Here is a 20106-nt window from a genome sequence, read left to right as displayed (position 1 = left end):
ACCGAAACGAGACCCCGGGCATGCCGGGTGAGGCTGCGGTGGAGCTCGTGTCGTCGAATTTCGGGCAAACACTTCCGTAACGCGGAAGCAATGCCTATCGTCGACGCTCATTCAGCACCGAACGCGATTTCGTGACCAGGTTTTGCGACGATCCCCTGGAGCTGCACCGTGAAGCACGACACCTCTGCGAGTCCACCGTCCTCGTCGCCCGACACCGGGCGTGGCCTGCTGGCGGTGCGGGGCGTCAGCAAGGACTACACGAGCGTGCACGGCGAGACCGTGCACGCGCTCGACGACGTCAACCTCACCGTCGACGAGGGCGAGATCATCGCGATCATCGGCCCGTCGGGCTGCGGCAAGTCCACGCTGCTGCGCATGATCGCCGGGCTCGACGACGACTACGACGGTGAGATCGCCTGGGAACGGCCGCCCCGACCCGGCCGCGACATCGGCTTCGTGTTCCAGGAGCCCGCGCTGCTGCCGTGGCGCACCGTCGAGGGCAACGTGCGGCTCGGCATAGAGGTGCAGAAGGAACGGCTCGACCGGGCCGACGAGCGCGTCGCCACCCTGCTGGAGCTGGTCGGGCTCAGCGGCTTCGCGAAGTCCTTCCCCAAGGAGCTGTCCGGCGGCATGCGCCAGCGGGTCGCCATCGTGCGGGCCCTGGCCTACGACCCGAGGATCCTGCTGATGGACGAGCCCTTCGGGGCGCTCGACGCCATCACCCGCGACCGCCTGCACGACGACATCCTGCGGATCTGGGAGGAGACCAGGAAGACGATCGTGTTCGTCACGCACAGCGTGGAGGAGGCCGCCTACCTCGCCGACCGCGTCGTGGTGATGTCGCCTCGGCCGGGCAGGCTCCAGGCGGTGCACCAGGTCCCCCTCGACCGCGACCGCTCCCCGGCGACCCGTGAGCTGCCGGAGTTCGCCCGCTTCGTCGGGATGCTCAGAGGTGAGCTGCGATGACGGAGGTCCGACAGCACACCGCGGCGCGGAGTCGCGCCGCGGCTCCACGACGCAGGACGCGAGTCCGACGACCCGGTCCGCCGCCCAGGCGGTCCCCGGCGCGCCGAGTGGTCGTCGGCCTCGCGTATCTCGCCGCCGTGCTGCTCATCTGGCAGCTCTACGTCACCCTCGCCGACGTGCCCGCCTATCTGCTGCCCGGCCCGGGCGCCGTCCTGGCCTCGATCGGCGGCCTGATGACGAGCGGGGAGCTGTGGCCGCACCTCCTCTACACCCTGCGCAACATCGTGATCGGCCTGACGGCGGGCGTGGTCATCGGCTCACTGCTGGGCTGGCTGCTCAGCTCCTTCCGCGCCGTGCGGATGGTGCTCGCGCCCTACGTGGTGATCCTGCAGGCCGCGCCCAAGATCGCCTTGGCGCCGCTGCTGGTGCTCTGGTTCGGCCTGGGGCTGGGCTCGCAGCTCACCCTGATCGTGCTGCTGGCCTTCTTCCCGATGATGATCGCGATGATGCTGGGACTCGGTGAGGTCACCGACGAGCAGCGTGCCCTCGGTCGGGTGCTCGATCTCGGACCCCGGCGGTTCTTCACCGTCGTGCAGCTCCCCACCGCCCTGCCCGCCCTGTTCTCCGGGGCGCGGATCGCCGTCGTCGACGCCATGACCGGCGCCTTCCTCGCCGAGTACATCTCGGCGCAGCAGGGTCTGGGCTTCCTGATGGTGCAGGGCCGCAGCACCTACGACACCCCTCAGCTCCTCGCGGCGGTGGTCCTCACCGTGATCGTCGGACTCACCGGATTCGCCCTGGTGGCGGCGTGGGAGAAGCGGGCGCTGCCATGGCGATGACCGCACCGTCCTCCTCGCGATCTGCCGAAAGGACCCGTTCGATGCACCTTCCTCGACTCGGCGCCCGCGTCGCCGCCGCGCTCGGCGTCGCCGCCGTGGTGACGGTCGGCGCGTGCAGCCCCGCCGCGATGATGCGGGAGTCCGCGCAGGCGGGCGGGGGCGAGACGACCGCCGTCACGATCCAGATCGACGGCTCGGCCGTGCCCTACTACGCCCCGTTGTACGCGGCTGTCGAACAGGGCTACTTCGCCGACGAGGGGCTGGACGTCGAGTTCAGCTACGCCAACGGCGCGGACATCGTGCAGAACGTCGCGGCGGGCAACGTCGACTTCGGCTTCCCCAACGCCGACTCGGTGATCACGGCCCGTGCGAACGGCGTCCGCACCTCGGTCGTGCACACCACCTATCAGCGCGGCATCGGCGCCGTGCTGTTCGACAACGCCGGCGGGATCTCCTCGCCCGCCGACCTGGCGGGCCGCTCGGTGGCGGTCACCGACCTGGGCAGCCCCAACTACGCGCAGTTGCAGGCGATGCTCGCTCATGAGGGCCTGACCCTCGACGACGTGGAGCTGCGCACCATCGGGACCGGGGCGATCGTCCAGGCGTTGCAGAACGGCGAGGTCGACGCGATCGTCTTCTCGCGACTCCGCTACTTCGCGCTGCGGACGGCGGGCGTGGACGTCGGGCAGATCCTCAGCGACGAATACCTGCCCTCCTTCGGCAACGTCCTGATCACCGGGCCGGAGACGGCCGCGCTGCGACCGCGGGTGGCCGGCGGTTTCGCCCGGGCACTGGACGCCGGAATCCAGCACACCATCGACAACGTCGACGAGACCGTCGACATGGCGATCGAGAAGTACGCGCCGACCTTCGAGGGACAGAACGCCGAGATCGCCGACGTCCTCCGGGAGGTCTTCGTCGCCGAGCTCTGGCAGTCCGACGAGACGAGGGAGCACGGCTTCGGTCACGGCGATCTGGACCGATGGCAGGCCGCCATCGACTCGCAGGCGGAGTTCGGGCTGATCGAGGAGCCCTTCGACGCCGCCGACCTGGTGAGGAACGCAGATGACATCGACAAGTGACCGGATCGACGACCGGGTGACGAGACAGGCGGGCGGGTCGCGCCGCGGCGGCAGCCCCCGCCCCGATCGTCACGGCGGACCCGCGCCGATACTCGTCGGCGCCCTCTCCCTGGCGGGCGGCGTCGCGCTGTGGTGGCTGATCGCCGCGTTCTCCGGCGTCCCGGATCACATGCTTCCGACGCCCGGCGCGCTGCTGACGAGGACCGTCTCGCTGTGGCAGACCGGCGGCCTGGCGATCCACCTGCTGGAGACGCTGGCCGAGGTGCTGCAGGGCGTGGTCATCGGCGGCGTGATCGGCGTCCTGATCGCCGTGCTCTTCGTGCGGGTGGCGTGGGTGGAGCGGCTGCTCATGCCCGTCATCGTCGTGGTCCAGGTGACGCCGAAGATCTCCATCGCGCCGCTGATCGTGCTGTGGCTCGGACTGGGCATCGGATCGAAGATCACCCTGATCGCCCTGGTGACCTTCTATCCGATCCTGATCACGATGGTGAGCAGGCTCAGGGGCATGTCGGAGTCCCTGCACGACCTCGCCGACGTGCTCGACATCGGCGGCGCCCGACGTCTGCTGACCATCGAGCTGCCCTACAGCCTCCCCGCGATCGCCGCGGGTCTGCGGGTCGGCGTGCTTCAGGCCGTCACCGCGGCCGTCATCGGCGAGTTCATCGGCGCCACGGCGGGGCTGGGCTACCTGGAGAAGCAGGCGCAGGACAACGACGACGTCCAGGTCGTGATGATCTGTCTGATCCTGCTGTGCCTGATCGGCTGGCTGCTCTACTCACTGGTCGGGCTGTTGGAGCGCAGACTCACCCGGCGCTTCGGCGGCTGAGCGGCGCGTCCGACCGGATCGTCTCGGCTCGGGACCGCCGGGCACGAGGTCGTCGGCGAACGGTCCAGCGGCCGAGGACGATCCTCCCGCGGAGGGAGAGGACGCCCCGATCCTCTCCCCCGCAGGTCCCGGCCGGAGTCTGGACTCACGGGCGATGCGGTCCGCGTTCGGCGGCGGCACGATGTCAGCCATGCCGAACGAGCTCGCCCCCACGCGGCCCGGCCGCCGCATCGACGCGCTGGACGCGCTCCGGGGCTTCGCGCTCTGCGGGATCATCTTCATCAACATCCCGCAGACCCTGGACATGCTGCCGGACCTGTCCTACGCGCCCGAGGGACTGCGCGTCTTCGTCCTAGGCCGGTTCTACCCGATCTTCTTCCTGTTGTTCGGCATCGGCTTCGGCCTCTTCCTCCGTTCGGCGGCGCGGCGCACCGACCGACCACGCATCCTGCTGGTCCGTCGCCTCGTGGCGCTGGCCGTGCTCGGCGCGGCGCATCACCTGTTGCAGCCGGGGGAGGTGCTGCTGCCCTTCGCGATCACCGGGCTGCTGGTCCTGCTGCCGCTGAGCTTCGCGACGGCGCGGGCCTCGCTGATCACAGGGTTGATACTGACCGCCGCCGGGCTCCTGGCAGGCGTCGGCGGACTGGCCCTGCTGCCGGGACTGTTCGCGGTGGGATACGCCATGGCCGTCCTGGACGTCATCGAACGGCTGACGAGTCGTGCCGGTGTCCTCGGCGGCGCGGTCGCGGTGTTCACGCTGATCGCGGTGGCGTCCTACTGGCTGGTCGTGGACGTCGTGCCCGCCGTGGTCGCCCAGCGGCTCGGCCTCGTGTTCTCGCTGACGATGTCCCTGGGATACGCCGCGCTGTTCCTCCTGCTGCTGCGCACCCCGGCGGCGGCGCTGCTGTCCGGGCTGTTCGCGCCGCTCGGCAGGCTCGCGCTCACCAACTATCTCACCGCGACGGTGCTCTTCGTGACCTTCGGCGCGCTGCTGGGCCTGCGCGGCTCCGACGACTGGGGCACGGCGGCCCTGCTGGGCGCGGCCATCCTGGTGGTGCAGGCCGCGTGGAGTCCGCTGTGGCTGCGTCGCTTCCGCTACGGGCCGCTGGAGTGGGTCTGGCGCTGCGTCACCTACTGGCGGCGGCTGCCCCTTCGATCGGCCGTGCCGGCTCGGGACGACGAGGCGAGCACCCGGCCGGGCGCCCGCGTGGCATGAGCGGCCTGGACCAGTGGGAGCAGTCGGGCCGGGTCGGCGCCGGGGCCGTCGGCGTGGGGAGACGCGGGGGAGGTCGTCACGGGAGGGGCCCCCGCCGTGGCGGGGAGCCGTCGGGGGCCTCGGTGCCGCCGAGAGCGCCGGCGGCGGCCGGGCTCCCGGGTTCGCGGGAGGCGCCGGAAATGTCGGAGTCGGCGGGGATGTCGGAGGTGGCGGTATCGGGGCTCGGCGATCCGATGCGGGCCGGCTCGACCCGAGTCGGCGGGGCGCGGGTACGGCGCTGCCTCGGGCCGCGCCGCCGCCGGGCGGCCGACGTGCGGCCGGGCACGGCCTTCGCGCACCGCACTCGACGGCGGGTGTGGGCCTGCGGCGGCGAGCGGGACCTCGACGGCCGCCCCGCCGCCCCCACCCCCGACGATGCGCCTGCGGGCGTGCGGCATGGTGGTCACCGTGTCTCGCATCGACCCGCGGCAGTCGACGTCGTCGCCGAGCACGTCGGGGTCGCATGACCGGCCGCGGCGGGCCCCGGACCAAGTGATCGGGCCGTCGATGACCGAGTTCCTCCGCCTGCCTGCCACGCTCGACGCGCGCCCACCGTGGGTTCGCGACACGGCGGCGGCCTGCGCCGCGATCGTGCTGGTCCTGGCGGTGCGCACCGCTTTCGGCCTGTTCACGGGGGGCGGCGCGTTCCCCGGCTCGTGGTCGTTGTTCCTCCTGGCGAACCTCCCGACGGTGGCGGACCTGGCGACGATCGCGGTCCGCAGGCGCGCACCATGCCTCGCGCTGGGCCTGGCGACGGCCGTGGTCCTGGCGAGTTCGGCGCTGCCGATCTCCTTCACCGGGACCGGTGTCGGCGTACTGGTGTGCGCATACTCCGTCGGCACGATGCTGCCCCGACACGGCGTGGCCGTCAGCCTGGTCGCCTTCGGCCTCCTGCACGCCCTCGGCGGCGTGCTCGCGGCGGACCGAGGCGGCGACCTGTCGACGCTGCTGACCTTCCTCGGCCACGACGGGGCCGCCCCGATCAACCTGGTCCTCGCCTCGCTGTCCGCCTACGGGCTGCCCGGCCTGCTCGGCCTGTACGTCCAGGCTCGCCGCCGCCACACGGCCGACCTCGCGAGCAGACTGGAGCGAGCGGATGCGGAACGGGAGCGGCGAGCCTGGGAGGCGGTCGCACAGGAGCGCCGTCGGATCGCCCGTGAGCTGCACGACGTCGCCGCGCACCATCTGTCGGCCATCGTCGTCCAGGCAGGCGCGACCGATCGACTCGTCGAGCGCGATCCGGCTTCGGCGCGGGAGTCGCTCCGGGCGATTCGCGCGCAGGGCCGTGAGACGCTGACGTCGCTGCGAGGCCTGGTGGGCATCATGCGGGCCCACGGACGACACGAGACCGATGACCCAGAGGGACTCGCCCCGCAGCCGACCGTGTCGCGGCTGGCCGATCTGATCGCCTCCGCTCGGCAGGCCGGGACGACGGTGGAGTTCACCGTCGAGGGCGAGCCCGTGCCTCTCGCCACCGTGGTCGACCTGGCCGCCTACCGCCTCGTGCAGGAGGCGTTGACCAACGCGCGGCGGCACGCGCCGGGCGCGCCGGTGACGGTACTGCTCGGCTACTCCCCGGCCGAACTGCGCATCATGGTCCGCAACGGAGCGGGCGCCGAGCCCGCGGTGCTGCCCTCGGCTGGTGACGGGCACGGTCTCGCGGGCATGCGGGAGCGGGTGGCGCATGCGGGCGGCAGTCTGACGGCGGGGCCGACGGCGGCCGGAGAATGGCGGATCGACGCACGTCTTCCGCTCGGCGACTCTCAGGGGTGACATGACCGTTCGGGTGGTGCTGGCCGACGACCAGGCGGTGGTCCGCGCGGGATTCCGCACGATCCTGGAGGCCGAACCCGATCTCGTCGTGGTCGGCGAGGCGAGCGACGGCCGACAGGCGGTCGAGGCCGCGCGGGCGCTGCGACCCGACCTGGTGCTGATGGACGTGCGCATGCCCCGTGTCGACGGGATCTCCGCCACCCGCGAACTGGCTGCGGAGACCGACGTCCCCATCCTGATCGTCACGACGTTCGATCTCGACGAGTACGTGTTCGCGGCCCTGCGTGCCGGAGCGAGCGGATTCCTCCTCAAGGACGTCGAACCCGACGACCTCGTGTCGGCGGTGCGCCTCGTCGCCTCGGGAGAGGGCCTGGTGGCCTCGCGGGTGACACGCAGACTGATCACCGAGTTCGCGCGGTCCGCACCGGCACCCCGGCCCGCCGCGCCGCCGAGGGAGCTGACCACTCGCGAGTACGAGACGCTGCTGCTGGTCGCCAGGGGACTGACCAACGCGGAGATCGCCGAGACGCTCGTCGTGAGCCCGTCGACGGTGAAGACCCACGTCGGCAGTCTGCTCACCAAGCTCGGCTGCCGAGATCGCGTGCAGGCGGTGATCCACGCCTACGAACGGGGCCTCGTCACCCCCGGCGGGACGACGGGCCGGTGACGCGGGCGTCGACGGCTCACGGCGTCCGGGCGGCGCGGCCGGGTGGCCGCCGGGGGCGACCGCCGATCTCGGGACGTCGGGGCCGGCCGGGCCGCGACGCGCTGCCGCCGTCGACCTGGTTCAGGACGGCTCGGCCTCAGGAGCAGGCCGTGTGGACGGCTCCGGAGCCGTCGTGCCCGTCGCGCCGGCGCGCAGCACGGCGTCGAGGTACTCGCTGATCGCGTCCCGATTACGGGTGAGGGATCGGATGCGTTCGGTCATCCGATCGCGTTCGTCCCGCAGCGTCGCGATCATCTCGGGCTCGGGACGAGGGAAGTGGATGGTCCTCGGCTTGTCGAGGCAGGGCAGGACCTGCTTGATGATCCTGGTGGGCAGCCCGGCGTCCAGCAGCCCTCTGATCTGCATGACCCGGTCGACGGCATGCTCATCGTAGGCTCGGTAGCCGTTCCGACATCGGCTCGGCAGGAGCAGCCCCTGTTCCTCGTAGTAGCGCAGCAGCCGACGAGGGGTGCCGGTGCGCCGGGACAGCTCACCGATCCGCATGCGCCCGACTCCCGCCTCGTCGTTCGCCTCGGCCCCGTCAAGGAGGAGGCCCGCCCTCGCTCCCTGCGAGGGTTCCCCGCGGTGCCGGAGGCAGCCGGGTCCGTTCCGAGGAGAGCATACGACCGTCGCGCCGCCGACGAACATCGCTCGTACGCTCGTGGACGCCGACTCGGCGACGGCCGCACCGAAATCCCCCTGCGCGTCGCACGTGAGCATGGTCGGAGTCGATCTCTCCGCAGGTCTCACCCCGACGAACAAGCCCGTGGAGGCGGTCCCACCGGCACGGCAGGCGGAGATGGCGATCGTCGTGGTCGCTCAGAAGCAGCGGTATACCGGGCCGGCCCGTGGCGGGGCAGCGCCTCGGTGATGCCCCGTCGAGAACTCGACCGATGTTGAAGGCCTGCCCCGTGCATCCGGGATCGGTGGCGGCCCAGACGGTGTGACGCGCAAGCGTCGCATCGGCAGCAGCCGATGGGACGATCGGGCAGGCCCGGCTGTTCTCCGGCCGTCGTGGCCGACTCAGCCCTGCAGCTCCAGCGGCGGCGTGTGGTACCACTTGGTGATCACGCTCACCAGATGCTGGAGGTTCTGCGTCAGGGTGCTCGGCGACGACTGGTTCACCGCGAAGTCCTGTTTCGTCTCCGAACGGAACCAGAGACTTCCCTCCGAGATGGGGGCGTTCATGTGAGGAGCGAGGCGGGCGAAGAAGGCGGTGATCTCCTCGTCGGGGACTGCCGACTCGCGAAGCTCGCGATACACACCGGCCAGGACGCGCAGCATGCCGACCGAGCCCAGCAAGGAGTTCTTACGCAGTTCCAACGGTGTCAGTGTGCGCTCGGCGACGGCACTCAACTCGGGGAACGCGTCGCAGATGCAGTCCAGAAAGCGGTGGATCTTCTCGACGAGGACCTCGTCGGCGATCTCGGCCTCCCGTTTCCTTCCCATGCGGCCTGCGACGCCGACGGCGACGCCCCTGGTGAGGTCCGCGACATGCTTGGCACCCATGAGATTGGGATTCCTGGCCGTCATCCGATCCTGTTCCAGATCGATCCGATCTTTGAACAGGGCATGATTGATGACTCGGTCGAGAATCCGATTCGCCACCTTCGAGCTGTCGAATCGTGACCGCAGGGCGCTGGAGATCCCCTTGGCGTTGTCCGCCACGTCGACGAACATCTGGCGGGCGCGGATGTTGTCCGGCTCGACGTAGATGTCCAGCCCCATCGACTCCTGCTCAAGGCGTGCCAGCTGATCGGTCAGTGTCTTGCGTGTCGTGGTCAGCGTCGAGGCTCGGTCGGGACGTGTGGTCTTGGCGAGCTCTCGATCTACCTTGGTGATCTGATCGCCGATGTCCTTCAGCGTCAGGTGTATTCCGAGTACCCGATGTTGACCATCGATGATCAACAGCGGTGACACGGAACCGATGGACAGCGGGATCTCCAGATATCCGATTCCGCTGGACTCCGCTCCGGGCACGAGCGTGAACTCGCAGCCGCCGTTGTCCCTCGCCAGCAGGGTCGGGGCCACCCATGCCTTGTTCTGCGCGACATAGTCGCCGAAGTCCTTGGCATGCTTGGGCGTCACCTTGCGGTTGTCGGGATCGGGTTCCTCGACACTGGGCACCGGCAGAACCTGATCCAGACTCGTCAGCGGGATACGCACACTGTAAACGATCCGACCGCCTTGAACGGACCGGCTGGCGAGATGGGTGCTGGAGCGCCGGGCGCTGCTCAATCGAGATGTGTCGACGGAAAAAGACACGGGTCCACTCCCTGGAGACAGGTGAGATCCGGCCATGCCGGCCAGAATGATGTACTGAGTGAAGACTGCGTCACAGCGAAGGAAAACGCAAACCGCGGTAACCGTTTGCGGGCGCATCCAGTCCTTGATTTTCTGATTCACCGCGCCAGAGGGTGTTCCGCCGCGGAGGGCGGCAGCCGAGAATGCCTCGACGCCGCATATCGGTGCCGCCGTCGCGGCGGCGGTTTCCTCCGTGACGACGTGGCTCCGGCGTCCGCCGACGCCCGGCCTCGAAGCCGGAGACGATGCTTCCGGCGACCACCGGGCACCCGGGGGCGGGGACCGGCCCGCGGCCGAGAACGTCCTGCGTCGGCCCTTCTGCGGTGCCGATCGGCAGTGCTAAGAAGACGTGTGATCACCGACTCCGACCCCGACGAGCGCCCCGACACTCCCTTCGCAGACCTCGACGCCTACCTGGAGCTGCCCAGACTGGCCGGACTTCGGCTCGCTCCGGACGGCGGCAGGCTCGTCGTCGGCGCGGCCACGCTGAACGACGCCAGGACACGGCACGTGTCCGCCGTCTGGGAGATCGACCCGACCGGCACCAGGCAGGCTCGCAGGCTGACGCGCAGCATGCGCGGCGAGTCCCCCGTGGGCTTCACCGCCGCCGGGGAACTGCTCTTCCTGTCGACCCGCCCCGCCCCCGACGCCGACGAGCCGGCGGCGGAGGCGGCCCTGTGGCTGCAACCCCACGACGGTGACGCCCACGTGGTGGCCGCGCCGCCCGGCGGCGTGCGGGACCTCGTCGCCACCGCGTCGGGGACCGTGCTGTTCGGCTCCTCGGTGATGCCGTCGGCGGCGGATCTCATCGAGGACGAGCGGATCCGGACGGTGCGCGAGGACGCGGCGGTGTCGGCGATCCTCCACGAGGAGTTCCCCATTCGGCACTGGGATCACCACCTCGGGCCCGACCGGACTCGGCTGATCGTCGCCGATGCTCGGGAGTCTCACACCGCTGATGACGGCAGCTGGCCGCTGCGCGACCTCACCGGCCACGTGGGCCGCGCCCTGAGCGAGGACGCGCAGTGGGACGTCACCCCGGACGGACGCACCGTGGTGACGGCCTGGGCCGTGGCCGAGCCCCGTGCCTCGCAGCGCCACACCCTGGTCGCGATCGACGTCGACACGGGGGAACGCCGCACCCTCGTCGACGATGCCGACCACGAGTACGAGGCCCCGCTGATCTCCCCCGACGGCACGACCGTCGCGGTGCTGGTCCGCCGCCGCGCCACGCCGGAGCAGCCCTACGACTACGCCTACGGCGTGCTGCCCGTCGCGGGCGGCGACCTGCGGCTGCTCGGCGCGGACTGGGACCGCTGGCCACGCTCGGCACGGTGGACTCCCGATGGCGCGGCGCTCATCGTGGTCGCCGACGACGACGGCCGCGCCCCGCTCTGGCGACTGGACGTGGCCACCGGGACGCCCGCCCGGCTCACCGCCGACGGCGCGTACACCGACATCCAGGTGTCGCCCGACGGACAATGGGTCTACGCGCTCCGATCGACCGTCGACAGCCCGCCCACCGTGGTGCGGGTGCCGCTGTCGGGCGGACGGCCCGCCGAACCGCTGCCCGGACCGGCGGAGGCACTGAACAGGCCCGCCCCGCTGCCGGGCACGCTCACCGAGGTCGTCACCACGGCGGCGGACGGCACCCGGCTGCGAGCCTGGCTCAGCCTGCCCGCCGGGGCGAGTGAGGCGGCCCCGGCGCCGCTGCTGCTGTGGATTCACGGCGGCCCGGTCCTGTCCAGCAATGCCTGGTCGTGGCGTTGGAATCCCTGGATCGCCGTCGCCCGGGGCTATGCGGTCCTCCAACCGGACCCCGCGCTGTCCACCGGGTATGGACGCGACTTCATTCGACGCGGCTGGCGGGAATGGGGCGACGCTCCCTACACCGACCTGATGGCCGTCACCGATGCGGTGGTGCGGCGCTCCGACGTCGACGCCGATCGCACGGCCGCGATGGGCGGCTCCTTCGGCGGTTACCTGGCCAACTGGGTGGCGGGCCATACGAATCGCTTCGCCGCGATCGTCACCCATGCCTCGGACTGGAAGCTGGCGGACGCGAACGAGGTCGGCGACCTCGCCCACGAGTTCCTCCGCGAGATGACCCCCGAGACGGCGGAGGCCAACTCGCCGCACCGCTTCGTCGACGCCATCACCACGCCGATGCTCGTCATCCACGGAGACAAGGACTACCGGGTGGCGGTCGGCGAGTCGCTACGGCTCTTCCGGGATCTCCTGGTGCGGTCCACTTCGGGTGACACGCCGAATCCGCACAAGTTCCTCTACTTCCCGGATGAGAACCACTGGATCCTGACGCCGAACCACACGAAGGCCTGGTATGCCACGGTCTTCGCCTTCCTCGATCAGCACGTGCGCGGCAGGGAGTGGGTGCGGCCGACACTGCTGGGCTGACCAGCTCCGACGCCACGCCTACGCGCCGGATCGGGGCAGGCCGCCTGCGTGTGGTTGCCGCCAGGCACCGGTCGCCGGTTCGCCCTTCCCCGCCGGATGGCGCGGGTAGACGAGGAGCCGCCTGCCCGCGACGGCGCTTCAGCACCCGACCCTCGCCCGGTGATCGTCACGGCGTCGCGGCCGTGCGCCGCTGCTCGGCGCCGCCGAGCCGTGTTCTCCGGGCGGCTGTCCTCGGGAGCGGCGCCTTTGGGCGGCCTTGCCCGACGGCGGCCGGTCCACAACCTGTGAGGGCGGTGCTCCGGTCAGCGGCGGGGATGCGGATTGCGCGGACCGGTGTTTCTCGGTCGGACGTCGCACCCCGGGGTGCCGTGATCGGGGTGCCCGCTCGGGCGTCCGGACGACACCCGTGGTCGTTCGGACATGAGATCGGCCTCCAGGGTGTCCAGCCGTGCCGCCACCTCGATCCAGGACCCGAGCAGTCGGGCGTTCCCGGCGTGCGACCGTGCGGCGCGCACCAGCGGAGCCAACGCGGCACGCCGGTCGTCCTGCCATCGCCGATCACGATCGAGTCGTTCGGTCGCGACGCACAGCAGCTCCGGGAGCGCCGGAGACAACAGGAAGGAGCACAACTCCGTCGCACAGGACCGCAGGGACGGATCGCCGCCGAAGCGGGATTCGGCTGCGACGAAGCGGCTGACGATCCCGTTCGGGAACCGCGAGGTGCCGTCCACACCGGTGGTGAGCCGGCCGAGCGGTGTCAGGTCGAACGCCACCACGGCATCGAGTTCGGCCAGCGCCTCCCGAAGGACGGCCGCCTCGGGTGTCCGCAGGCGATCGACCGGCACGCCGCCGTTGTGGTTCGTCAACCAGGAGAGATCTCGTTCGGAACGAGCCGTCGGGCGCGTCGCGGCCCCGTCCACCGCCGCCGACGTCGGCATCCCGGCCTGGGCCTGAGTCGGGTCCCCGCCATGAGTCTGGTCTCCCGGGATCGTCGTGTTCCCGACACGAGCGTGCTCCGCCGCCGTGGCTGCCGCCCGATCGTGGGCCGGGTCCGTACCGTCGGCCGTGGCTCCGTCGCGGGCCGTGTCGTGGCCTTCCGACGTGAATCCGGCCGCGGCGCCGTACGCCTGGGGGCGGCCCGCGAACGCGGATACGAGGACCGGCGTCGGCGTTTCCTCCGCCGGCGGGGCCGGCCGGGTGGGCGACGACAGCACGGCGGGACCGACTCCCGTGACCGGACGGCATGGACGGGCGATCGCTGCCTCGCCGGAGTCCCCGCCGTCGAGAGTCCGTTCCCAGGCCCGGATCGCCGCGAGGGCCCGGGCAGCCGTAGCCCGCGCCCGCGACGTCAGATCGTCGGAGAGACGAGGGAGCGAGCGTGCCTCCTTGGCCAGCCCGGCGCGGAACCACCACCGGTCGATGTCGGTGTGGACGTCCGGCCACGGCGGCAGCGGAAGCGCGGGGACGTTCGGCCGATCATGACGGCGATCGATCTCCGCCACGGCAGCACGGGTCTCCGCCGAGACCCGATGAAACTCGTGAAACGCCTCCTGAGCCTGATCTCGCGCTGCCTCCACGGCCGCACGCACCGCGTCGACAGACGCCCCGAGGGAGGAGCCGCCCGGGGTGTGTGTCTCCGCTGCCTCGTTGATGAGTCGCCCCCGAAGCGTCGTCGCCGGATGGAGGAACACCGGCCTGCCGAACATCGGTGCTCGAGGAACCGACTCCACATCCACACCGCGCCGCAGGCAGGCCGGCGGAGCATTCGGCCCCTCTGCCGACGACTCGGCGCCTGTCCGCGGACCGGTCGTCTGCGTGGCGCTCGGGAGGGCACCGAGTTCGGCGTCCGCGGTGCTGCCGTGCCCTGCCGCCGCGGCGGCACCGTCCACGAGAACGGAAGGCCGAGCGGTCCCGTGACGAATGTCGTCGGGCATGCCGGGATCACGCACGGCCCCGGTCGGTGCGGCACAGCGGGACGACGACTCCCCGTCGCCGCCGGGGACGAGGAGCGATCTCGTCGTCGAGTCGGCGGCCAGTCGATCCACGAGCTCCGCCAGCCGACGCCAGCCGTCCTGCTTCTCGTCGGCTCCGCAACGGCCTAACCGCTGCCGGATCGCAGCCGCCAGCTCACTGAACGAGACCTGAAGGCTGCATCGGCTCCGATCCGCCGACGACGGTCCCGCACCGGAGAACGACTCGGTGGACGGGGCACCCGACCGGTCGGGAGTAGCCGTCGTCGCCGCTGTCATCGCATGATCCCGGCGTCGACCACAACGCTGCCGTCGAATTCGCTCCGCTCCATCTCTCGTACTTCGTCTGCTGACACAGTCAAGTCAAGTCGCTCGATGGTGTGATCGTTTATAGGTGTCTGTGCAGAATGGACGTGATGCGGATCCTCGGTGTGCAGCGATCCACCGGTGCGACGTCGCCCGGACGTCACCGCATCTCGACCACACCACGCCGTGGATCGTCGCCGTCGGCCCGTGCGTCGAAGACGATCGCGAATCCCCAGCCGGATCTCTCCGACGCGAGATGCTGCACCGCCGTCGCCGCGATGTCGCGCGTGGCGACCGTGATCGTGCGGCTCCGCGCCGGGGTGGTGTCTTCGCCGTTCTTCTTCGACGCGAGATAGGGCAGCGATGTGGTGCTGCCTCATGACGGGTGGACGGTGAGCACGTGATGTAGACGGTTTCCGCGTCGCCCGGCCGGTCCCGCTCGAGTGCGTCGTCCGGCCCTCGTCACCGACGATGCCAGGCGGAGCACTCGACACACTCCCGGTGCACGGCTGGTAAGTCGGCTCTGCGATCCGTCCGGGGTCCTCTTCCAGAAGTATGTCCGTGGCCGCACATGTCGGGCCGATCGGCCGCCCGCCGTGTCGTCGGCGTCTTCTTCGTCGTACCTCGGAGGGATGATCTCGGCCATGGGCGAATTCCCGTCGGATGGGCGTCGCGGCTGATCGACACGGGGGAGCGGAGATGGCAGCGGGATATGCGGTGCTGGACACGGAGACGACCGGCTTCACGCCGGGTTGGCATCGGGTCGTCGAGATCGGCGTCGTGCAACTCGACGCGGACGGAACGGTGGTGGACGAGTGGTGCACGCTGATCAATCCGGAACGAGATCTCGGCCCGCAGCACGTGCACGGGATCACCTCGGCGGAAGTGCGGCAGGCTCCCGTGTTCGCCGATATCGCGGGCGATCTGGCGGAGCGGTTGGCGGGACGGGTTCTCGTCGCGCACAACCTGTCGTTCGATGTGGACTTCCTCGCCGCCGAGTACGCCAGGCTCGGTTTGGACGTTCCCCTGCCGATCATGCCCGGCCTGTGCACCATGCGTCTCGCCGACCGCTATCTTCGGCCCGCCGCCCGATCGTTGGCGGCCTGCTGCGCCGCCGCCGGCGTGCCACTGACCGAGGCACACTCGGCCCTGCACGACGCCTATGCGGCCGCGGGTCTGCTGGTGGGCTACCTCCAGGCCGCGGGCACGCCGGAACCCTGGCGAGGTCTGCTTGCCGAGGCCGCCGCGTGGCGATGGCCCAGGCTTCCCGACGCCACCGGCCGTATCGCCCGCCGAGGAGCCGCCTGCGGACCGCGCGAGCACTTTCTCAGCAGGCTGCCGGAATACGGCGGCAGCCCGACACACCTCGCCGCCGTCGAGGACTATCTGACGATGCTGGACGCGGCGCTGCTGGATCGACATCTCTCCCTCAGCGAGGAGGACTGTCTGGTGGAGTTCGCCCTGTCCGTCGGCTTGAGCCGGGTGGAGGCGCTCGGAGCCCATCGCCGCTACCTCGAGGTGGTCGCGCGTGCCGCCGCGCTCGACGGGGCCGTCGGGGCGGGCGGCCGGACGGATCTGAGCAGGGTGGCGTCGCTCATCGGGCTCGGCGAGACCGACGTGGACGGTGCGTTGCGCGGGGTGAGCAGCAGCCTGACCGTGTCGCCCCCTACGGCGTCGTCCCTCGCCGCGGAGGCGGTCGTCGAGAGCACCGCGTCGGCGGACCCGGACCGTGACGACGTGACAGGGCCCGCGCCGAACTGGGGTCACTTTCGGCTGCGCGCGGGCGATCGGATCGTCTTCACCGGGCAGACGCGGGCTCCCCGTGACGGCTGGACGCTGCGGACGGTCGCCGCAGGCCTCGTGGAGGCGGGATATGTGACGAGGAAGACGCGGCTCGTCGTGGCGGCCGACCCGGACTCGCTGTCCGGCAAGGCCCGCAGGGCACGGAGCTATGGCATCCCGATCATCACCGAGGACGCCTATGCCGTGCTGCTGAGCCGGCTGACATCGGCAGTCGCTTCGGACCCCGAGGACGGCGGCTGAGGCAAGGTCGCCGAGCGGGGCCGCATGTCTGCTCGCGGTGTGGAGCGACGGCCGGATCGTGGCGAGCGTGCTCCGAGCCGACACCGGCGGTAGACCCGATGGCCGCAGGTGAGGCGATGGCCGCGGCGGAGCCGGCGATCCGGGAGACCGTACCGGTTCGGAGAGCCGGGGCGGTCGGGGACGGTCCGGCGACGACCCGAGCCGTACGACTCGCTGACGTACCGCGCGTGCGAGCCATGCGCGGCGTACTCGCGACGCCCCACCGGGACCGAATCCGTCGAGGAGCGCTCGTGTCCGGTGGCGGCAGGGCGGCGGGCCGCACGGTGGCGTCGAGTCGACGGCGATTCCCGGCGCGGCAGTCGTCACCTCGCCGGCCGTCTCCCGGACCGCGGGCGCCGCGGACCGCCGTGCGGAGGACCGAGGGAGCGTGCCGCGGCGGTCGGGCGCATCGTCGCGGCTGCCCGGCTCCGGCCCCGCTCGGGGGAGCCGGTACGCGCGGGGACCGACCGCATCGAGCGGCGGGGCGGCGCCGCGCGGGTTCGCACCGCGGGGATCGGAGCGGTTCGAGGGTGCGGTGGACGATCATGATTCGATGATCGAACGGACGTTCGAGTCGGGCGGGATGTCGATCGGGTGGAGTGCGGTGAGCGTCGGGACGGGATCGGCGTCGTCGACCGGCTTCGCTCCGCCCGGCCGCGGCTCACTGGTAGGTGATGTCCGACTCCTCGTAGAGGCAGTGCGTGCCGTCCGGGCCCGGGGCGAAGCACCAGGTCCTCGTAGTCGCCGTGGTTCTGCCTGCGGAAGAAGGGAATCGGCCGCCGGTCTCCTCGGGCTCGTCGCCGTCGTCATCACCCTCGTAGCGCTGGCGGACGGTGATGTCCCGATCGTCGTCCCCGATGATCGTGATGTTCGACGACGTCGCGGTGTCGCCGTAGTTCTCGTTGATGCCGACGAGACGGCCGCCGGGGGCGTGCACGGTGATGTCGTCCATGACCACGTGCCGCTCGTCCATGCTGCCGCAGTTGCCGCACGACCGGTACAGCGCGCCGAAGTCCTCCACCGTGAACCCGGTGATGGTCAGGGTGCCGGGGCCGTTGTGCTGGAACACCTTGTCCTCGGCGGCCGCGGCGCTGCCGCCCTCGACGCGGAACCGTGCGGAGGCGGAGTCCGCGCGGAAGGTGGCGGCGTCCTCGCCCACGTCCTCCCAGCCGACGTTGCGCAGGGTGCAGCTGCCCTCGCAGTGCACGCCGTCGGCGGCCGGGCTGCCGAGCACGACGTTGCTCATGGTGACTCCGTCGGCGAGTTCGAAGAGCGGGTCGCCGCCCTCCTCCTGCCCGCCCTCGCCGAGGTCGCCGTCGCCGTGGTACCGGGTGCCGCCACCGTCGAAGTCCTCGGTGAGCACGATCGTCTCGGACACGGGCTCGTCGAGCGCCGTCGGTCTCGGCTCCGCCGCGCCGCCGCCGGGCTGAGGACCAGCGCGGCGGCGGCGAACGGGGCCGTGATCAGGGCGGCGAGCGTCGGTCGGGATCGATACGAAGCGTGAGGAGAAGACCGCATCGTCGGGCTCCTTGCTGTGCTCTCGAATCGGGAGGGGCCAAGTGAAAACGCTTCCCGTGGTGGACGACGTGAGAATCCGTTATCGTCTTGTCAACAGTCTCCGCGCATTGTCGATGAGTAACCGTCCTGTATCGATTATTCGAGGAGACTTCGACGAGGAATCGTCGAACCGGTCTGGCGTCGGCAGGATTCCGAAGCCACGACCAGCGGCGACGGGACGGGAGAGCGCCGACGACGGACGCTTTCGGGAACGTCGGGAAACGGGTCTTCGGAAACAGGTGAGGCGAGGCGGGATTCAGGTGTCGCGCAGACAGTCCCGGGCATAGCGCGTGGGCGACTGTCCGACCGCCCGAGTGAAGTCGCGGATCAGGTGCGCCTGATCGCTGTAGCCCAGCTCGCTCGCCAGCCCGGCCCAGTTCACGGTGCTCCCGTCGCCCGCGCGCTCGACGGCCTCGTGAACGCGGGAGCGCAGGAGCACCCATTTCGGCGGGACGCCGACGTACTCGGCGAACAGGCGTTGCAGGGTGCGGACGCCGACGCCGAACCGGCCCGCGACCACGTCGACCCGGATCATGCCGGGATCCTCGACGATCGTCCGGACCATCTCGGCGACCACGGGAGTCATCGGGTCCGCCTCCGGAAGCCTGCGGCGGAGGAACTCGTCCGCCGCCGAGACCAGCGCCCGCGGCGCGGCGACGTCGAGCAGTGCCCGTGCCTGATCGGCGGCCTCGGGGCCGAACACCTCGGCGATCGGCAGCACGCGGTCCGTCAACGTCGAGACCGGCGCGGGCAGGAACGGCCGGACGCCCGCCGGGCGGAACCGCACACCCAGGACGTGTCCGGTTCCCGACAGCAGTCGGGAGTAGCGACCTCGCATCACGCCGTACAGCGCCGAGCCCGCCGGATCGAAGACGAGGTGCACGGCGGGGTGGGGGATCACCCACTGTCGGTGTGATCGACCTGCGGGCAGGTCCCAGTGAACGGTCCAGTAGTAGTCGACGAACGGGGCGATCTCGGGTGCGGGCAGGTGCCTGCCGAGGCGGAAGTTCTTCTGCGCGGCGGCCCGATACAGCACACCCGCGCTGCGCGGCGGCGCGGCGGGGCTCGTCCCCGTCTGCTCCGATTCGGAGCCCTGCCTGCCTGCGGCGACGGTCATGCGCGGCAGGGTATGCCTCCGGTCGGACGGTCGCCGCGGTCGCGCTCGACCGTGCCGATGCCTGACGTCTTTCTTCAAGAGGCGTACCCGCCTCGACTCCTACCGTGGCCTGCGCATCCGTGCCTGAACGACGAGGAGAGACAGTGCAACCGCATCTCATGCAGAGAGTCGTCGCCGACGAGCTTCGCGCCATCGTCGAGCGGGTCCGGCCCGAGGACTTCGCCGCGCCGACCCCGTGTGCGGAGTTCGACGTCCGGGCGCTGCTCGACCATCTCACCTGGGCGACGCGAATCCTGATCCTCGCGGGGCGCAAGGAGTCGTTCCCCGCCGACGTCGACTGGTCCGAGGACATGATGACCGGCGATTGGCGGAAGCGGCTCCTGGACGGCATCGACGAGACGGCGACGGTCTGGAGCGAGCCGGCGTCCTGGGTCGGGACGACCGTGATCGCGGGCGGCTCCGAGTTCCCGGCGACGTTCGCGGGCGAGTTGGCGTTCGTGGAGCTGATCCTGCACGGCTGGGACCTGGCCAGGGCGGTGGGACTGCCCTACGACTGCGGCCCGACCGCGGCCGACGCCGCGCTGGCGATGATGGGCAGGCTGGCCGAGCAGGGCAGGAGGTCCGGCTCGTTCGGGCCCGAGGTGGCCGTGCCCGAGTCGGCCTCGGCGTTGGACCGGGTGCTGGGGCTCGGCGGGCGGGACCCGGGGTGGACGGCGCCCGCCTGAGTCGGTCGCCGCGGACGGTCCCGAGCCACGGCGTCCGCGGCACCGTCGTCGACCGGGCATGCGGCCGAGCCTGGACAGAGCGACGGGCCCGCGTTGCCGGCCGTAATAGGTCGCATCTCGCCGAGCGCTCCGCACTCGCTTGCGTGCCGCGGTCGGGGGCCGGTTGAATCCGGCGGGGCCGAC

15 protein-coding genes are annotated in these 20106 nt (G+C 71.0%); 10 read left to right on the top strand and 5 right to left on the bottom strand.

Features of this window, described 5'->3' with window-relative positions:
• Positions 1-168: 168 nt before the first annotated feature.
• The 7 genes from AHOG_RS22005 to AHOG_RS21975 all read left to right on the top strand — a co-directional run bounded on the left by AHOG_RS22005 (position 169) and on the right by AHOG_RS21975 (position 7408).
• Complete coding sequence (locus AHOG_RS22005) at positions 169-966, top strand: ABC transporter ATP-binding protein (protein WP_245856380.1); 798 nt, start codon at positions 169-171, stop codon at positions 964-966.
• Positions 963-1805, top strand: a complete 843-nt coding sequence (locus AHOG_RS22000; protein ID WP_093943038.1) for an ABC transporter permease — start codon at positions 963-965, stop codon at positions 1803-1805. Before AHOG_RS22005 ends, AHOG_RS22000 begins: the two co-directional genes overlap by 4 nt.
• A 41-nt stretch (positions 1806-1846) precedes the next feature.
• Positions 1847-2887, top strand: a complete 1041-nt coding sequence (locus AHOG_RS21995) for an ABC transporter substrate-binding protein (RefSeq protein WP_093943037.1) — start codon at positions 1847-1849, stop codon at positions 2885-2887.
• Positions 2871-3713 carry an ABC transporter permease gene (locus AHOG_RS21990; RefSeq protein WP_093943036.1) on the top strand — a complete coding sequence of 281 codons (843 nt, stop codon included), beginning with the start codon at positions 2871-2873 and terminating at the stop codon, positions 3711-3713. The genes AHOG_RS21995 and AHOG_RS21990 overlap by 17 nt, the downstream gene beginning before the upstream one ends.
• Before the next feature lie 190 nt (positions 3714-3903).
• Entirely contained in the window at positions 3904-4929 is a 1026-nt protein-coding gene (locus AHOG_RS21985) for a DUF418 domain-containing protein (protein ID WP_169725898.1), read from the top strand.
• A gap of 546 nt (positions 4930-5475) precedes the next feature.
• Positions 5476-6741, top strand: a complete 1266-nt coding sequence (locus AHOG_RS21980) for a sensor histidine kinase (RefSeq protein ID WP_157736986.1) — start codon at positions 5476-5478, stop codon at positions 6739-6741.
• A 1-nt stretch (position 6742) separates the two neighbouring features.
• Positions 6743-7408, top strand: coding sequence for a response regulator (locus AHOG_RS21975; RefSeq protein ID WP_093943034.1), 666 nt, complete (start codon positions 6743-6745; stop codon positions 7406-7408).
• A 120-nt stretch (positions 7409-7528) separates the two neighbouring features.
• Here AHOG_RS21975 and AHOG_RS21970 read toward each other — a convergent pair whose 3' ends face one another.
• Positions 7529-7951, bottom strand: coding sequence for a MerR family transcriptional regulator (locus tag AHOG_RS21970; RefSeq protein ID WP_093944690.1), 423 nt, complete (start codon positions 7949-7951; stop codon positions 7529-7531).
• Between the two features lie 519 nt (positions 7952-8470).
• Positions 8471-9748 carry a DNA sulfur modification protein DndB gene (locus tag AHOG_RS21965; RefSeq protein WP_184451125.1) on the bottom strand — a complete coding sequence of 426 codons (1278 nt, stop codon included), beginning with the start codon at positions 9746-9748 and terminating at the stop codon, positions 8471-8473.
• A 354-nt stretch (positions 9749-10102) separates the two neighbouring features.
• On the opposite strand from AHOG_RS21965, the gene AHOG_RS21960 reads away from it, so the two are divergent.
• On the top strand, positions 10103-12166 hold the full coding sequence (locus tag AHOG_RS21960) for a S9 family peptidase (protein WP_245856378.1): 2064 nt from the start codon (positions 10103-10105) through the stop codon (positions 12164-12166).
• A 302-nt stretch (positions 12167-12468) separates the two neighbouring features.
• Here AHOG_RS21960 and AHOG_RS21955 read toward each other — a convergent pair whose 3' ends face one another.
• Positions 12469-14415, bottom strand: coding sequence for a hypothetical protein (locus AHOG_RS21955; RefSeq protein WP_093943032.1), 1947 nt, complete (start codon positions 14413-14415; stop codon positions 12469-12471).
• 726 nt (positions 14416-15141) lie between these two features.
• On the opposite strand from AHOG_RS21955, the gene AHOG_RS21945 reads away from it, so the two are divergent.
• The gene (locus AHOG_RS21945) at positions 15142-16485 is read left to right on the top strand and encodes an exonuclease domain-containing protein (RefSeq protein WP_093943030.1); all 1344 of its coding nucleotides are present in this window, start codon (positions 15142-15144) and stop codon (positions 16483-16485) included.
• 700 nt (positions 16486-17185) lie between these two features.
• Here the strand turns inward: AHOG_RS21945 and AHOG_RS21940 are convergent.
• Entirely contained in the window at positions 17186-17902 is a 717-nt protein-coding gene (locus AHOG_RS21940) for a pectate lyase (RefSeq protein ID WP_245856377.1), read from the bottom strand.
• Positions 17903-18337: 435 nt separating this feature from the next.
• On the bottom strand, positions 18338-19198 hold the full coding sequence (locus AHOG_RS21935) for a helix-turn-helix domain-containing protein (protein ID WP_093943028.1): 861 nt from the start codon (positions 19196-19198) through the stop codon (positions 18338-18340).
• 143 nt (positions 19199-19341) lie between these two features.
• Here AHOG_RS21935 and AHOG_RS21930 point away from each other — a divergent pair, with 143 nt between their 5' ends.
• Entirely contained in the window at positions 19342-19923 is a 582-nt protein-coding gene (locus AHOG_RS21930) for a TIGR03086 family metal-binding protein (RefSeq protein WP_157736985.1), read from the top strand.
• The last annotated feature ends 183 nt before the right edge of the window (positions 19924-20106 follow it).

Origin of the sequence: Actinoalloteichus hoggarensis (genome assembly GCF_002234535.1) — a bacterium.
Lineage (GTDB): Bacteria > Actinomycetota > Actinomycetes > Mycobacteriales > Pseudonocardiaceae > Actinoalloteichus_A > Actinoalloteichus_A hoggarensis.
This window is presented reverse-complemented; position numbering and strand designations above follow the sequence as displayed.

What these genes read in the sequence shown, in the direction of transcription:
- AHOG_RS21945 (WP_093943030.1), top strand. Translation starts at nt 15,142, where the DNA reads ATGGCAGCGGGATATGCGGTGCTGGACACGGAGACGACCGGCTTCACG.
- AHOG_RS21985 (WP_169725898.1), top strand. Translation starts at nt 3,904, where the DNA reads ATGCCGAACGAGCTCGCCCCCACGCGGCCCGGCCGCCGCATCGACGCG.
- AHOG_RS21965 (WP_184451125.1), bottom strand. Translation starts at nt 9,748, where the DNA reads ATGGCCGGATCTCACCTGTCTCCAGGGAGTGGACCCGTGTCTTTTTCC.
- AHOG_RS21935 (WP_093943028.1), bottom strand. Translation starts at nt 19,198, where the DNA reads ATGACCGTCGCCGCAGGCAGGCAGGGCTCCGAATCGGAGCAGACGGGG.
- AHOG_RS21975 (WP_093943034.1), top strand. Translation starts at nt 6,743, where the DNA reads ATGACCGTTCGGGTGGTGCTGGCCGACGACCAGGCGGTGGTCCGCGCG.
- AHOG_RS21970 (WP_093944690.1), bottom strand. Translation starts at nt 7,951, where the DNA reads ATGCGGATCGGTGAGCTGTCCCGGCGCACCGGCACCCCTCGTCGGCTG.
- AHOG_RS21955 (WP_093943032.1), bottom strand. Translation starts at nt 14,415, where the DNA reads ATGACAGCGGCGACGACGGCTACTCCCGACCGGTCGGGTGCCCCGTCC.
- AHOG_RS21995 (WP_093943037.1), top strand. Translation starts at nt 1,847, where the DNA reads ATGCACCTTCCTCGACTCGGCGCCCGCGTCGCCGCCGCGCTCGGCGTC.
- AHOG_RS22000 (WP_093943038.1), top strand. Translation starts at nt 963, where the DNA reads ATGACGGAGGTCCGACAGCACACCGCGGCGCGGAGTCGCGCCGCGGCT.
- AHOG_RS21980 (WP_157736986.1), top strand. Translation starts at nt 5,476, where the DNA reads ATGACCGAGTTCCTCCGCCTGCCTGCCACGCTCGACGCGCGCCCACCG.
- AHOG_RS21990 (WP_093943036.1), top strand. Translation starts at nt 2,871, where the DNA reads ATGACATCGACAAGTGACCGGATCGACGACCGGGTGACGAGACAGGCG.